This window comes from Ottowia caeni, from assembly GCF_050821495.1.
Classification (GTDB): domain Bacteria; phylum Pseudomonadota; class Gammaproteobacteria; order Burkholderiales; family Burkholderiaceae_C; genus Ottowia; species Ottowia caeni.
Map to the genome: position 1 here is coordinate 2017204 of NZ_CP151080.1, position 14190 is coordinate 2031393.

Annotated in this window: 13 protein-coding genes; 8 read left to right on the forward strand and 5 right to left on the reverse strand. The window is 58.8% G+C overall.

Annotated elements, in window-relative coordinates:
- Nucleotides 1–15: 15 nt before the first annotated feature.
- The 6 genes from panC to AAAK34_RS09810 all read left to right on the forward strand — a co-directional run bounded on the left by panC (nucleotide 16) and on the right by AAAK34_RS09810 (nucleotide 5367).
- On the forward strand, nucleotides 16–870 hold the full coding sequence (gene panC / locus AAAK34_RS09785; RefSeq protein ID WP_231694916.1) for a pantoate--beta-alanine ligase: 855 nt from the start codon (nucleotides 16–18) through the stop codon (nucleotides 868–870).
- Nucleotides 871–1056: 186 nt separating this feature from the next.
- Nucleotides 1057–1470: a hypothetical protein gene (locus tag AAAK34_RS09790; RefSeq protein WP_231694915.1), complete on the forward strand. Its 414-nt coding sequence runs from the start codon at nucleotides 1057–1059 to the stop codon at nucleotides 1468–1470.
- 480 nt (nucleotides 1471–1950) lie between these two features.
- On the forward strand, nucleotides 1951–2319 hold the full coding sequence (locus AAAK34_RS09795; protein WP_231694914.1) for a DUF1428 domain-containing protein: 369 nt from the start codon (nucleotides 1951–1953) through the stop codon (nucleotides 2317–2319).
- Nucleotides 2320–2773: 454 nt separating this feature from the next.
- Entirely contained in the window at nucleotides 2774–3031 is a 258-nt protein-coding gene (locus AAAK34_RS09800) for a DUF2249 domain-containing protein (RefSeq protein WP_231694913.1), read from the forward strand.
- 6 nt (nucleotides 3032–3037) lie between these two features.
- Entirely contained in the window at nucleotides 3038–4261 is a 1224-nt protein-coding gene (locus tag AAAK34_RS09805) for a cytochrome P450 (RefSeq protein WP_231694912.1), read from the forward strand.
- 38 nt (nucleotides 4262–4299) lie between these two features.
- Complete coding sequence (locus AAAK34_RS09810; RefSeq protein WP_231694911.1) at nucleotides 4300–5367, forward strand: tellurite resistance/C4-dicarboxylate transporter family protein; 1068 nt, start codon at nucleotides 4300–4302, stop codon at nucleotides 5365–5367.
- A 294-nt stretch (nucleotides 5368–5661) separates the two neighbouring features.
- On the opposite strand, the gene AAAK34_RS09815 is transcribed toward AAAK34_RS09810, so the two are convergent.
- Genes AAAK34_RS09815 through AAAK34_RS09825 form a run of 3 tightly spaced genes read right to left on the reverse strand, consistent with a single transcriptional unit; the run spans nucleotide 5662 to nucleotide 7351 of the window.
- Nucleotides 5662–6162 carry an SRPBCC family protein gene (locus AAAK34_RS09815; RefSeq protein WP_231694910.1) on the reverse strand — a complete coding sequence of 167 codons (501 nt, stop codon included), beginning with the start codon at nucleotides 6160–6162 and terminating at the stop codon, nucleotides 5662–5664.
- 15 nt (nucleotides 6163–6177) lie between these two features.
- Nucleotides 6178–6759 (reverse strand): sigma-E factor regulatory protein RseB domain-containing protein, encoded by a 582-nt coding sequence (locus AAAK34_RS09820; protein ID WP_231694909.1) that lies wholly within the window; start codon nucleotides 6757–6759, stop codon nucleotides 6178–6180.
- A 4-nt stretch (nucleotides 6760–6763) separates the two neighbouring features.
- Nucleotides 6764–7351, reverse strand: coding sequence for a hypothetical protein (locus AAAK34_RS09825; RefSeq protein WP_431777976.1), 588 nt, complete (start codon nucleotides 7349–7351; stop codon nucleotides 6764–6766).
- 259 nt (nucleotides 7352–7610) lie between these two features.
- On the opposite strand from AAAK34_RS09825, the gene AAAK34_RS09830 reads away from it, so the two are divergent.
- Both AAAK34_RS09830 and AAAK34_RS09835 read left to right on the forward strand, forming a co-directional pair.
- On the forward strand, nucleotides 7611–8291 hold the full coding sequence (locus tag AAAK34_RS09830) for a hypothetical protein (protein WP_231694907.1): 681 nt from the start codon (nucleotides 7611–7613) through the stop codon (nucleotides 8289–8291).
- 782 nt (nucleotides 8292–9073) lie between these two features.
- Nucleotides 9074–10783 (forward strand): AIPR family protein, encoded by a 1710-nt coding sequence (locus tag AAAK34_RS09835; RefSeq protein WP_231694906.1) that lies wholly within the window; start codon nucleotides 9074–9076, stop codon nucleotides 10781–10783.
- Between the two features lie 331 nt (nucleotides 10784–11114).
- Here the strand turns inward: AAAK34_RS09835 and AAAK34_RS09840 are convergent, their stop codons facing one another.
- Nucleotides 11115–12761 carry a hypothetical protein gene (locus AAAK34_RS09840; protein WP_231694905.1) on the reverse strand — a complete coding sequence of 549 codons (1647 nt, stop codon included), beginning with the start codon at nucleotides 12759–12761 and terminating at the stop codon, nucleotides 11115–11117.
- Nucleotides 12762–13263: 502 nt separating this feature from the next.
- A complete protein-coding gene (locus AAAK34_RS09845) occupies nucleotides 13264–13680 on the reverse strand; it encodes an ankyrin repeat domain-containing protein (RefSeq protein WP_431777977.1) in 417 nt (138 codons plus the stop codon).
- Between the last annotated feature and the right edge of the window lie 510 nt (nucleotides 13681–14190).

Consider the following 14190-nt stretch of genomic DNA (forward strand, 5'->3'; position numbering starts at 1 on the left):
AGTTCCTGTTTTTTCATGTACATCGCCCACACCGTAGACGAATTGCGCGCAGCCCTGGCGGGGCGTAGCCGACCAGCCTTTGTTCCCACCATGGGTAACCTGCACGCGGGCCATTTGTCGCTCGTTCGGCTGGCGCGCGAGCGCGCAGACACCTGCGTCACCAGCATCTTCGTGAACCGGCTGCAGTTCTTGCCGCACGAAGACTTCGACAGCTACCCGCGCACGTGGGAGGCAGACTGCGAGAAACTGCGCGCTGAAGGCTGCGACATCTTGTTCGCGCCGCGTGAGACGGATCTCTACCCCGAGCCGCAGGTGTTCAAGGTCCAGCCCGACCCACAACTTGCTGACATTCTGGAAGGGGAGTTTCGTCCAGGATTCTTCACCGGCGTCTGCACCGTCGTAATGAAGCTCTTCTCAGCTGTCTTCGCGACCACCGGTGGTGGCGTGGCCGTATTCGGCAAGAAGGACTATCAGCAGCTCATGGTCATTCAGCGCATGGTGCAGCAATTTGCCCTGCCCATAGAAATCGTCGGGGCGGAGACCGCACGTGCCGACGGGGGGCTGGCTCTCAGCTCACGCAATGGCTATCTGAGCGAAGCGCAACGCCAGCAGGCAACGGCCTTGTCGCGGGAGCTGCGGCAGCTGGCACATGCAACACGCACGACTGCCACACCCTTGCGGGAACTTGAAACTCAGGCCATGCAAGCCCTGCGCGAACAAGGTTGGGAGCCCGATTACCTGACCGTGCGCCAGCGCAGCAACCTGCTGTCCCCGGCGGCTGATACTCAGGTCCGCGTCAACGCTCCTCTGGTAGTGCTCGGTGCGGCCCGGTTGGCTGGAACCAGGCTGATTGACAACCTCGAGTTTTGATGCCGTCCCGTCCCCAGCTACGAGGCGCGCTCCAGCCGCAGTCGCCAATTTCGTAGATTGGCGCTGAGCGCAGCGATGCCCAACAAACGGCGCCACCCAGCACCGATTGCTCCTAGGTCGGATAAGGTTCGCGCAGCAATTCCGCCTCCATTTGCGAGGGAGTTGCAAGCTGCGCACAATGTTTAGATGCAACGACTTATTTTGACTTTTGCAGCCTGCCTGGCGTTGGCGGGTTGCGCGACATCGGCAGGTATTGGAATTGGTATTCCGGTAGGTCCTGTATCTGTAGGAGTTGGCGTCGGTAGCGGCGGCGTAAGCGCGGGCGTGGGTACAGGTGTCGGTCCAGTGGGTGTAGGCGTCGGGGTCAACCAGCGCGGTCAGGTGACGGGCAGCGCTGGGGTGGGTGCTTCAGTTCCGGTGGGCGGCGCGCGCGTGGGCGCGGGCGTGGGCACGTCGACGGTCTTACATGACCCGGCAGTACCTCCAAGCACTCGGCAATATTCAGATCCGGTGGCACCTGCGGCTGGATCGGGGCAAACCCAGTGGCGTGATTCTCATGGAAACGTCGTGCCCGAATGCCGTCTTCTGGGTACTTGTTGACAGCGCCTTATGAACAGCGAGCAGGTATTCCTCACCCGGGTGTCAGAACGTAAGACTGACATCACCATGCGTTCATTTTTCGTGTCTGCGGATGCAATCAAGGCGTTGATTGCGGCACAGCCTGGAAGGTGTTCCTGACGCTGCTTGCCGTAATTCTGCTGGTGCTTTACGGGAACAAGTCTTTGCACTCGCTCAGTTCGAAGCTTGAGCGACTGAACCTCAGGTGTTCTGATTCTTTTGAGCGTCTGGTGTGCCGCGGTTACGTCTAGAGCGACGTGCGGGGTGAAGGGGTCTACACTGAGGGCGCCGAGGCGGCTGACCCGGCGAGCGCCCTGCAACGGCGGTGCTCCTGAGCCGCCACAGGGCGCGTGTCCTTCGGTCGGGCAGGTCATGTCGATTTGGCTGCCCGTCATTCGTCGATGGGGTGCGAGGCGCTCTCAGGTGAGCGCGTCCACTCGTCAACCCAACAGGAGTGAAGACATGGCATACGTGGACGGTTTCGTGATCGCGGTCCCCACCGCTAACAAGCAGAAGTTTATCGAGCACGCACGCCTGCTCGACCCCATATTCCTCGAGCTGGGCGCAATCCGTGTGATCGAGGCTTGGGGAGACGACGTCCCCGACGGCAAAGTCACCGATTTCCGCCGCGCAGTCCAGGCGACAGCCGAGGAGACGGTCGCATTTTCGTGGATCGAATGGCCGGACAAGGCCACGCGCGACGCCGGCATGAAAAAAATGATGGATGACCCGCGCATGGACCCCTCCAAACCCGGCAACCTGGCCATGCCCTTCGACGGCAAACGCATGATCTTCGGCGGCTTCGAGCCTGTGGTCGAAGTGAAGGCTTAAGCAGCGGGGGTGACGCCGCCCCTTGACGTGCTAGGGGTAGATGCGGGCGCCTGATGCAAATCGTCGGCCCGCAGTCTGCCGAAAATAGCGCCCGCTACGGGCACCATCAAAACGCCCCGCATCTCCTCCGGTGCAGTCGACGTATGTCGGCTCTCAGAGGAGTGCCGCTGACCCGCCCACCACGCGGCGGCGGCCCAGATCACGCTGGCCCAGAAGAAGCACAGTCGATGAGGGGTGTCCAGTAGGCGCCCCTAGCGCCAGACCACGAGTGTGCGATCGTTGCCACGCGGCACGACGGGCCTCATGGTGGGCGGGCCCCGGATGAGGGGAGTGAGCTGGTCACAGGTCTTCATTGCCTTGTCGTTCGAGCGCAGATACCATAGATGCATCGGCTATGCATCTTAAACACGACTCGCCGACCTTTTTCACCTTCTCCCGACCCAAGGATCCCGCGATGTCTCAACCCCATCTTCACCTGGCACCGTCAGCCATCTACCCCTTCGACGCCCGAGGCGTCGCCAAGCGCTTTCGCCATGCCGCGATCTTTGGCGCGCTCGATGCGCTGCAACCCGGCGAAACGATGCGCTTCGTCAACGACCACGATCCCTTGCCTCTGCTGGAGCAGTTGCGCTCGCGTTATGGCGAGCGCGTGGCCATTGAGTACCGGCAGCGCGAGCCCGGCGCGATCGCCATCGACTTCATGGTTCGCTGATTCGCCATGAGCCGCCGCGTTGATGGGCCGCAAGCCGCGGTCACGCCGATCGATCCCGGCAGGAGCACATGCGAAGATGCGTACATGAGCGGATCGATCCCGGCCTGGGAACCCTTGTCACCCGAGGTGCTTGCCGACCAACTGGGTACCTACGACCGCCAGCGCACCGCCTGTGCGCTGGCCCGGTCGCACCGCGGCGTTACGCTGTTCCGGCATGCCGACGTCGTCGCGGCGGCGCACGACCCGCAGACCTTCTCGTCGGCCGTGTCGGCGCGGCGCGCGGTCCCGAATGGCATGGATCCGCCCGAACACGCGCCCTGGCGTGCACTGGTCGACGACTTCTTCGCACCGGCCCGGATCGCCGCGCTGGAGCCCCGCGTGCGCGCGATTGCCGATGCCGTCGTGGCAGCGCTGCCGCGCGGCACCGTGGTCGACGCAGTCGCCGAGCTCGGCAACCCGTTCGCCGTGCGCGCGCAGACGGCCTGGCTGGGGTGGCAGGGGATCGAGGACGAACTGCTCGCCTGGATGGCCGACAACCACGCCGCCACGCGCAGCGGCGACACCGCGCGCAGCGCTGCCGTTGCCGCTGCGTTCGACGAGATCATCCGCAGGCAACTGCGCAGGCGCCGCGCGCTGGGACAGGCCGCCCCCGTCGATCCGACCACCGCATTGCTCACCGCGACGCTCGACGGGCAGCCGTTGAGCGAAGCGGACATCGTCTCCATCCTGCGCAACTGGACTGCGGGTGATCTCGCGTCGATGGCGGCGGCCCTGGGTGTCGTCGTCTGGTTCCTTGCCACCCACCAGGACGTGCAGCAGGCCTTGCGGGACCGCCCCCAAGACCTCGCGCCGGCGATCGACGAGATGCTGCGCATCGACGACCCCTTCCTCGTCAATCGGCGCGTGACCACACGTGCCGTGCGCATCGGGGAGTATGAACTCGCCGCCGGCACCCGCGTGTACCTCAACTGGACCTCGGCCAACCGAGATGAGGCCGTCTTCGGCAATCCCGACGCCTACTGGCCCGAGCGCCATGCGCCACACAACCTCGTCTATGGCACCGGCATCCACGCGTGCCCAGGGCGACCGCTGGCGACGATGGAGCTGGTCGTCGCCGTGGAGGCGCTGTTGAAGGCCACGGCGCTCATCGATCCCGCGTCGGATGCATCGCCCGAGCGCGAGACCTATCCCCTGGGCGGCTGGCGTCGGGTGCCGGTCCGGCTGCGCTGAAGCGCACGTCCTCGCGCGTCGCCGTTGGCCACTTGACCATGACCGACACCAGCCACCCGGTCGCTGCGCCCTCGACGACAGGTCTTGCCGGCCTGTCGCCCGCCTACTTCGGCATGGTGATGGCCACCGGCATCGTGTCGATAGCCGCCCATCTGCTGGGTCATCCGCTGCTCGCCCGCGTGCTGTTCGCGCTGAACCTGGTCGCCTACGCGGTGCTGTGCCTGCTCAACCTGCTGCGTGCGCTGCGTCACCGGCAGCGCTTCTTCGGCGATCTGTTCGACCATCTGCGCGGGCCCGGCTTCTTCACCAGCGTCGCGGCCACCAGCATCGTCGGCAGCCAGTTCCTGCTGCTGACCGACGACAGCCGCGTGGCCGGTGGGTTGTGGGCCCTGGCGGTCGTGCTATGGGTCACGCTGACCTACGCAATCTTCACGGGCCTCACGATCAAGCAGACCAAACCATCGCTGGACAAGGGCATCAACGGCGCCTGGCTGCTCGCGGTGGTCGCCACGCAGTCGATCGCGGCCTTGAGCGCTCTGCTCGCCGCGCGGCTGGGCCAGCCCGTGAGGCTGGAGCTGAACTTCCTGGCGTTGTCGATGTGGCTGTGGGGCGGGATGCTCTACATCTGGATGATGTCGCTGATCTTCTACCGCTACACTTTCTTCACGCTGGAGCCCGGCGACCTGACGCCGCCCTACTGGATCAATATGGGCGCGATGGCCATCTCGACACTCGCAGGTTCGCTGCTCATCCTCAACTCGCCCGACGCGCCGTTCCTGCAGTCGGTGCTGCCGTTCCTGAAGGGGTTCACGGTGTTCTACTGGGCCACCGGAACCTGGTGGATCCCGATGCTGCTGCTGCTGGCGCTGTGGCGCCATGTCTACCGGCGCTTTCCGCTGCGCTACGACCCGCTCTACTGGGGCGCGGTGTTCCCGCTGGGCATGTACGCGGCGAGCACCGAACGCATGATCGAGGCGATGGGGATCGGATTCCTCGATGCCGTTCCCCGCCTGTTCTTCCTGATCGCGGTGGCGGCCTGGTGCGTGGCGTTTCTCGGCTTGGTCTCAGGGTTGTTGGGCCGGGCGCGGCACTCGGCGGGGCAATGAACCGGCGAATGGCGCCGATGCGGCCGCTGCGACGCCCTTGCTGGTGGCGCAGCGATCGCATCAAGCGTGTGAGCACTTTGGCCTTGATCCAGTTGCGCGCCTCGTGAGCTTCATGCGAGGTGGATGGCCGGACAGCGCTCCTCCGCCGGAGACCGCAGCCGTCAGCGTTTCGATGAGCGAAAGACTGCTGTCGTGAACGGATATTTGGCCGGAAACGGTCGGTTCCCATCGGTGAGAGCCACTCTCTCAACTCAAGGTCCCTGCTGCTCTGCAGTCATCCACATAGCACCGCTCTCAAGGGATACGGTCTGCACCTGATTCGGGGCGCGCATTCAGATGGCGCGCCAAGCTGATGCCACCAGCGCGCATGATTTGGTCGTGGTTCCAGCGAAACAGAGACTTTGCCAGTGGCGCAAGTAGCTCCATCCAGCGGGTGGTTGTGCGCACCTGCCAGTCGTAGTGCACTACGGTCAGGCCATCGGAACGCTCCAGGCGACAGCAGCCCACGCCTTGCAGTTCGCCTTCGACCAGACCCTCGATCAAATGCATGGGGACAACTCTGGTCACGCGCCCAACGAATGTCAGGCGCATGGGCAATACGCTTCGGCAGGTATAGCACCTGCGGGCCCCGAGGCCGTCGGCCTCGCCGCAGTCAAGCGTTTTGACGCTTTCGATGCCTTTCCACCAAATCGGCCACCTCTCGGCATCGGCAATCGCGTCCCAAACGACATTGATGGGTTCTTCAAACTGCCACAGCGTTTTTAAGTGGTATGCGTCAGGGGCGGCTGTCGGCATGCGATTTCCGGGGCATCAGGGGGTGAAAAACCGATCAGGAAAGCTGACATCGATTTCGGCGTCCGCCATATCCACGGTTTCAAGGAGTTTGCCGTTCAGATCAAAGCTCTCCACGCGCAAGGGGAACATGGTGTCGCGCACCAGCCAGACCCGGTAACGGTGCACGTCAGCTACGGCGCTTTCTGCGCCGCCGGAAACGTCTAGGCCCAATGCTGCTCGCCCAGCCACTTCCGCATCGCCCAACAGCGTAAGGTTACCGTGCTCCTGCAAATACCGAAGGTTCGGCAGCAAGGACCCCACATCCGACCGATCGACTTGGTGCCCGTGAGCATTACGCAGCAAGGGGTGGTTCGGCGTGAGGCTCAGGGAAGGGCGGTTTACCCCGAAGGGCCACAAGCGCACGCGGCTTGACCCTGGGTCATAGATCAACACCATGCCCCGGTAGGGTTGAATGAACTCCATGCGAACCCAGCCCGGCTTGCGATAAAAATAACGTATGACGTGACGATCACCCGCAGCGGCAGCCGACTGCACCGTGACCTGGTAAGTGTGGAGCGCGGCGAATCGGGCTTGGGCATCACTCAGGGGATCGGCCATGACTTCAAGGCTCAACAGAGTGAAAGCGAGGACGAGCCGACGCCATGGCAAACGCTTCCTCCGAAACATTAGCATCACTGCCATGCTGCCCTCGCGATGGCTTTTGAAGTGGATGAGCTACTTCGGGCAATCGAACACCTGCTTGCTCACCTTCAGACCACCCACCAATTTCCAGCGACCAACCAGCCTGAGCGGCAATGTTCCCTGGGAAAAAGAAATAGCTGCCGCAGACGAAGGACACGCGTTGCAAACCGTCCGCGTAAGCACTGGCCCGATAGGTCTCTAGCTCAGGGGCGGCGGCAGCGGTTCGAAGGAGCAGCCCGGCCATGGCGAAGACGAGGATTCCGCCTGAATTGCGAAATGCCGCTTGAGGAGAGCTGGACATGTCACGGCTCCTGACTCCGGGTTGGGAATGGGCAGCCTGTTGACGCCGCCCCATCACGTACCAATCATAGGTACCAGCATCCTGGCAAACAAGTTCAATCTCGACCTTACGCTGGAGAAAATGGCTATATCGCCGATTCCAGTAAAACCTATTTTGTATTTGAGGTTTCTCTACTCGCAATGGCAAAGCGCTGACATCACCTGACATTCACGCCGAATTCTTGAAGGACAAACATTCGCCGAGCGTGCCAATGGACAGTCATTGCTGAACGCAGTCACTTGTAGTCTTAATGATCGCATCGCGCTTCAGGATTCTGGAATGCTAAAAAATCGCGCACTCAGCCAAGAGTGGAAGTCTTTCATCGCGATGATGTTGACCAACGAGCACCCCACGGTTTCTGGCTGGTGTTGCGGGAAACACGGCGTTGCAGTAGCCTTCGGAATCCTAACGTGCTCAGGAGACTCCCATGATCCGTCGTGTCGTTCTTTCCGCCTGCACAGCCGTTGCCGCTGCCACACTGATCATTGGTTGCGGCGCCATGTCGCCCTGGGGCGGCAACTCCATGAGCTTCTTCATTACCAGTGTCAACCCCGGTAAGGGCGGCGACTTCGGTGGTTTGGCTGGCGCCGATAGCTTTTGCCAGTCACTGGCCTCAAGCGTTGGTGCGGGCCATAAAACCTGGCGGGCCTACTTGAGCACGACTGCCATGAACGGGCAGCCGGCTGTCAATGCGCGCGACCGGATCGGCACCGGACCATGGACCAATGCCAAGGGCGTTGTCGTCGCGACCAGCGTGGCCGACCTGCATGGTCCCAACGCCAAGCTCGGCAAAGAAACTTCACTGACGGAAAAGGGTGAAATCGTCAGCGGCTACGGCGATGAGGTCAATCGCCACGACCTCCTCACCGGTTCGCGCCCTGATGGCACTCTTGCCGTGCCCGATCCTGGTAAGGACACCACTTGCGGCAACTGGACCAAGAGCGATGGAGGTTCCGCCATTGTGGGACACCACGATCACAAAGGCACCAACCCCGACCCGGTCGCCAACGCCTCCTGGAACTCATCGCACGGCACGCGCGGCTGCAGCGTTGATCAACTCAAAATGAGTGGCAGCGACGGACTCTTGTACTGTTTCGCGTCGAACTGACTAAGAGGAGATTCGTTAGAGGGGCTCGCTTAGTCTCGATCAGGTGTTTTTACTTCGCTTGCGCATGACGCTAGAAGTCATTGGTTACTATGGCTTGGCACATCGTATGGGCTGTCGACTTGCCGTCTGTTCTGTGAATCGGTTGGCTGGATTCGTGCTCCGCACCATGCTCATGAGTGCCCGGGGCGCGAGGTTCCTCGGAAGTGAACTCCAAGATTAGGCGGCAACACCTGATCATGAGTCTTGATAGTGGAATGCGGGCTACTCGTCACATTTCACTCGCCGCCACTGTGTGCCTTTGCGCCGCCGTTTTTCTCGGCTGGAGCGGAACACATCAACCGGCGCAGAAGTTCCTTTCTGTCTCAAGTTCCACTTTGCAGCGATAGCTGTAGTTCATAGGTGCAAACTGAACTGCCGGTTTCAGGCAGAAAGCAGTCACCCCAAGCACCATATCCGCCGATCCTCAATGGCTGGTTTTTGGTGAATAGCGGACAGTGGGGGCAGGTTAGTCAGGAAAGCGCTGAAGGTCCGCTATCACTGGCTATGATGTGGTGCTATCGACCCGTTGCTGTGATTCGTTGTCCTCTCGTGCCGCCGGCAGGTTTCAGAGTGGAGCGGTAGCACAACACACCCGCTCACCAACACCCGCTCGGCCGAGTCATTTTTTCCACACCGTGCCTACAACGTCGCCAATAGGTTCGGCTTCGGCCACAACTGTTGCTGCATGTGACGTGGGTGGGCAACGACTCCTCCCCCTAGTTCAATCATTTAAGGCGCTCGAAATGGATCTTGTCACCAATAACCTTGTGGCTGCGTTCAAGGCCGAGGAATCTCTCCCCGAAAAGATGGACGGCGCCACAGTCCTGGAGCATTTCGTGAACTACTGCGCCATCTCAAGCGAGTATGGGGAAGAGTTCGACGTCGAGGACTTACATACTGGCGGTCCGGACGATCTAGGCATCGATGGTGTAGCTGTCATAGTGAACGGGACCTTGGTGTTAGACGAGGAGGAAGTTATGGATCTGGTTTCAGCGAACAAATATATCGAAGCCAACCTGATTTTTTGTCAGTCGAAATCCGGAGTGTTTTCCGGCGACGAAATCTCGAACACCTTCTTTGGGTTAAAAGATCTCTTCTCGACGAAGTCGTCAATGCCCAGGAATGCCAGGATCGCGGAGAAGGAGCGCTTGATCAAGTTCATCTATGGGCAAAGCGCCTTGTTCAAGCGCGGCAATCCGACCGTGAAAATCTACTACGCCACTACAGGTAAGTGGCAGGACGATCCAAAGTTAATCAAGAGAGTAGAAGTGGAGCGAGACGGTTTAATGGATCTCGACATCTTCGGTTCTGTCGATTTCTTCCCCGTCGACGCGAAGACTCTTCAGCGGCTTCACTCGAACGCCAAGAACCGTTTCTCTAAGTCCATCGAGTTTGCCAGCAAAATCACGTTACCTGAATTGCCTGGAATCCAAGAATCCTATCTTGGCTACTTGCCGTCTGACGAATTTATGAAACTCATATCAGACGACGCCGGCAGTATGCTCAAGGGGCTGTTTTACGACAACGTGCGCGACTTTCAGGGCAACAACGACGTCAACATGGAGATTGAAAAGACGCTTGAGGACGAGTCACGGCGTCTCTTTGTGCTGATGAACAACGGCGTTACGGTCGTAGCAGATTTGATCCAGAAGACTGGCAACCGATTTACGCTCGAGGGCTACCAAGTTGTTAATGGGTGTCAAACGAGCAACGTGCTTTTCCGCAATAAGGACAAACTCGAAAAGGTGCAAATCCCATTTAAGCTCATCGTCTCCCAGGACGGGGCGGTGAAGAACAAGATCATCAAGGCCACAAACCGGCAGACCACAGTCAAGCCAGAGGAACTTACCTCTTTGACCGACTTCCAGAAATCGCTGGAGGACTACTACGAGGCAGGTGATGGGGATTCTAAGCTCTACTACGAGCGCCGCTCCCAGCAGTTTCGCGCAACAACCGGCATCGAGAAAATTCGAATTGTCACCATTCCGAACCAAATCCGTGCATTCGCCTCGATGTTCTTGGGGCTTCCACATCAGGCCAGTCGGTACTACGGAGCGTTGTTGAACTCCATCGAGTCGAAAATATTCGTTGCGGATCACCCTCCGGTCGCCTACTACGCCAGCGCGTTGGCACTCTATCGGCTTGAGTCTCTCTTTCGCCGCAAGGCGCTGGATATGAAATACCGGCCTTTCAAGTACCACTTGCTTCCAATTGCTCGGATCATTGCGGCGGGCGAAACGGATGAGCGCATGAACTCCAACAGATTTGAGAAGTACTGCGAAAAGGTGGTCGCTGTTTTTAAGGATGACAAAGACGCGGCCGAGGTCTTTTGTAAGGCAGCCGACGCCATCGATTCGGTTCTCGGCGGGAATTATGGACGGGACAAGGCCAAGGACACCACTCTGTTCTCTACCGCCGCCGAAGGCCTGAAGAAGCACGGTAAGGCAAGTTGAGTCTGATTTCGACAGTAGGGTATTGTCGAACCAAGAAGCTGCTGACGAGCGTGGCCCGAGTAGTTCGCGTTGTCGCTCGGGCAGGTCTTGGAGCGAAGCGGCCCGCCAGATATCCGGTCTGCGCCAGTCATGTGCTGCTGGAACTGGCCGAGAGCGCTCTTTCACTCATTACCTCGAAAGCAGCCTGTAACGGATGGGATGCCCACCACAAGAGTCCGTTCTAAGGAGCCATGCGATGGCGTGCTTCAGGCCATGAGCCTCCGTTGAGAGGCTAGGAAGCAGTTTTTCAACATTCGACTAAGTGCTGTCAAACGTCCGCTTGAAGGAGGGGCTATACGTTCCTGTGATGCTTAAACAATATGCCAATGCCTGTACTTTTCACGGCTTTACTCTCGCCGCGGATCTGACTCAGCTTTGAGTTGAGTTCCTTGGCAGTGGGAACTACGCCAAGGCGCGAAGCAGTCGCCGCAGCCGCACCAAAGAGAGGTAAGCCTGTAATTGCCGCGGTCAGTTCTATCCCTCCGACAACCAAGAACGATCCGACGTCAATACCTGCAAACTTCCATTTCTTCGCGCGAAGCTCTTTTAGCTTTACTTCGTGATCCCGGAAGGCTCCGAAAAGATTGTCAACGACCTTATCACCGGTGCGATGAAAATTGTCCGGGCACGCTGCGACCAGATCGCGTATCCCGGTACCCATGATTTCTCGAATTTCCTCGAGTGCGCCTTCCTTTCGGATCTCGAGGAGAGCGGCAGGTGGAACATTACCTAACCATGAAATTTCTGTTTTAACGGCTGTCGCGAGAGCCCGTGCCAAGTGAAGGCCGACAATAGCTTCGGGGTCATCCGCTAGGGCATTGTTTCGAAGCATCCAGTTAAACCAAAGCCAGCTTGTTTCGGCTCGTACGACAGGTGTCGCACGAAGCTCACGACTACGCTGGAATGAGTCGTTGGCCTGAGAGAAACGGGTAACTAGCTGGAGGAAGACCGCTTGACCTGGGTGGGTGATATTCAGCTTGGATCCGTTCTCCAAAAGGTATCGATCAATGTGTGAGGGAAGGTCACCTTCCCATTCTGTCGCGAACACCAGTTCGTTTGGCCTGACAAGTGCAGATGCAATATCGGATGAAGACTTGAAGTGCTTCAAGAAGTCGACTAACTCATCGATGTCCGAAAAAAGTCTGCCAAAAAGTGTGAGGGCATGACGGAGAGTGTCGCGCAAGGCACTGTGATGCACAAACTCCTTGTAGCCATTTTGGAGGGAGTGGCGATCCGGAAGCACTGCGACAAGAGGTACTGCTAAGTCGGTGACCGCCAAGTCGCGGTAGGCCATGGCCTGCAATCCAAGCCGCAAGACTTCTTGAACCCGTTCTGCCTCGTCCATATGTGAGAGAACAGGTGTGATCTTGAGGAATGGGTCTGGCAGTAAGGTTATGTCGAAGTAAATACCGGTGGAGCTGACGACGTTGTAGCGACCATCTGGAAAGATCTCCCCGGCAAACACGGCCTTGGTGTCTTGGGAGTCTTCGAGATGAATCCACGTTGGGTCCGCGATGTTTTCCCAAAACTCATGAGTGCCCTCGACAAATTCATCTATCGCTTGAAGCGTCTCCTTCACCCGTGTTTGGTCAGAGGCGAACCATCCAGCGAAACGGTAAGGGTCTGCGTTCGCCTTTCGCATCAGTTCGTAGGGTTGTCCGAACATGTTTGCCAAACGTTCAAAGTAGACCTCCTGAATCTTTTTAAGGGAAATAGCATCCTTCCACTCTTGGCGATCCGCCATATATGCAACTGCGAGTAGCGAGGTACGAACCCGACCGTCCAGTGTCGATTCATCCACCAAACCATCAGCAGCTAACGCGACGCGAGCAAAACTTCGTTCAAAATCTTCGAGAAGATGCGGGGCCACATGGAACTTGCCCCCGGCAATCTGGGATTGGAGCAGTTGGAATCTACGTGTTGTTTCTTGACGGTCCATATTGTGTCAGCGAGCGAGCGTTAGGCGCGTATAACGTTTGTCACGAGGGATTAGCATAGCTGCCCAATCCTAAAAGTCGATGCCTACGGAACCTTCATACCGTTGAGTGCTTTCGACATGAGTTGAATGACGACTTTAGACTTCCATCGGAATGACCGCTCCGGGTCGATATCAACACCTTAACGCATGCAAAATCGGTCGCTTGGCCAGTGAAGGCTCGAGTGTCAGCTTTGAGGTTTAGAGCGGAGTTGCAAGGTCATTCAGTCGAGCGACCGCTTTGGAGGGCAACAGTCGTTCGACTTGTGGAGCTGACCGACTGCATTCAGCCTGAAGTCGACGTCTGCATGACTAAGAAAATGACCTCACCGCACCACGCCGTTGTTTCCACCCGGTTCTCGTACCAGTCACTGGTATTGGACAAAATCGCCAACATGGTCGGATCCGGTCCATAGTCATCACCAGATTGATGCCGAAAAAAGCATGTTTCGGTGTATGGATGTGCTCAGGTCCTGTTCTTTTGTGCGATCCGCTCCCAGTCGCGCAAGGTTTGGAGTACGCGGTTGCGTGAGTCGGGGTGACCGGCACGGAAGGACTGCATCAGGCGCGCTTTGATTGCCTCACCGGGTGGCGGAGCACCAGTCACTTTGAGTTGATCGATCAACAGCATCAGTGTCTGGAAGTCCTGAGCGTTCAATGCCAGCTCCAGCATGCTTTTGCCGTCAGCAGAGACGTCGGCCACGTTTGCCCCATGGGCGATCATGTGTCGGACAAGTCCCGCTTTGCCATGCTCGCAGGCCCAGTGCAGTGGGACCAGGCCGCTGGCAGTGGCTTGGTTGAAGTTGGAACCGATGGCCAACGCTTCGGGAGCCTCAGGCCAGCCCGAGGCCTTGATCATCTGCTGGGTTTTCCAATCGCTCATGGAGAATGTCCGTGTGTGTGTGTGTGGGACTTGCCGGGGCTTGTCGTTTGAACTCGACGTCCGTCCGGCTTCGAGGCCACAGTTAGCCAGTGCAGCCGTACTGAGGACTAGCAGCACAGCAGTGCGTATTCGGTTCTCGGTCATCAAGGCCTCACAGGGTAACCAGGACCCTCCTTGCTGGCACTATCCGGGCATCCCCGCAATAGTCACTGGTGCCTCGATCGGCCATTATCGGCGATTGCTTGTGGGGCCACGAAAGACACCGATAGACCTGTGTCCGGTGTTGATCGGAGCAGCACATCGGGCGTTGACTGTGGAAGACCTAGACCAGCCTTAAGCCACTCCTTCGAGCCCGTATGACAACATTTCATACGCTACTATGGTCTGTCAAAAGAGCACCGCTTCCTCGCTTCTGCTCCGGACCAGTAATGCGACCTTCAGCGTTGAGTGTGAGTCGCCAATGGCTGCCTCTCGATGTTTAGATGGCGCTTGCCAGAGACTGCTGACATC

What these genes read in the sequence shown, in the direction of transcription:
- panC (WP_231694916.1), top strand. Translation starts at nt 16, where the DNA reads ATGTACATCGCCCACACCGTAGACGAATTGCGCGCAGCCCTGGCGGGG.
- AAAK34_RS09790 (WP_231694915.1), top strand. Translation starts at nt 1,057, where the DNA reads ATGCAACGACTTATTTTGACTTTTGCAGCCTGCCTGGCGTTGGCGGGT.
- AAAK34_RS09795 (WP_231694914.1), top strand. Translation starts at nt 1,951, where the DNA reads ATGGCATACGTGGACGGTTTCGTGATCGCGGTCCCCACCGCTAACAAG.
- AAAK34_RS09800 (WP_231694913.1), top strand. Translation starts at nt 2,774, where the DNA reads ATGTCTCAACCCCATCTTCACCTGGCACCGTCAGCCATCTACCCCTTC.
- AAAK34_RS09805 (WP_231694912.1), top strand. Translation starts at nt 3,038, where the DNA reads ATGAGCCGCCGCGTTGATGGGCCGCAAGCCGCGGTCACGCCGATCGAT.
- AAAK34_RS09810 (WP_231694911.1), top strand. Translation starts at nt 4,300, where the DNA reads ATGACCGACACCAGCCACCCGGTCGCTGCGCCCTCGACGACAGGTCTT.
- AAAK34_RS09815 (WP_231694910.1), bottom strand. Translation starts at nt 6,162, where the DNA reads ATGCCGACAGCCGCCCCTGACGCATACCACTTAAAAACGCTGTGGCAG.
- AAAK34_RS09820 (WP_231694909.1), bottom strand. Translation starts at nt 6,759, where the DNA reads ATGGCCGATCCCCTGAGTGATGCCCAAGCCCGATTCGCCGCGCTCCAC.
- AAAK34_RS09825 (WP_431777976.1), bottom strand. Translation starts at nt 7,351, where the DNA reads ATGTCAGGTGATGTCAGCGCTTTGCCATTGCGAGTAGAGAAACCTCAA.
- AAAK34_RS09830 (WP_231694907.1), top strand. Translation starts at nt 7,611, where the DNA reads ATGATCCGTCGTGTCGTTCTTTCCGCCTGCACAGCCGTTGCCGCTGCC.
- AAAK34_RS09835 (WP_231694906.1), top strand. Translation starts at nt 9,074, where the DNA reads ATGGATCTTGTCACCAATAACCTTGTGGCTGCGTTCAAGGCCGAGGAA.
- AAAK34_RS09840 (WP_231694905.1), bottom strand. Translation starts at nt 12,761, where the DNA reads ATGGACCGTCAAGAAACAACACGTAGATTCCAACTGCTCCAATCCCAG.
- AAAK34_RS09845 (WP_431777977.1), bottom strand. Translation starts at nt 13,680, where the DNA reads ATGAGCGATTGGAAAACCCAGCAGATGATCAAGGCCTCGGGCTGGCCT.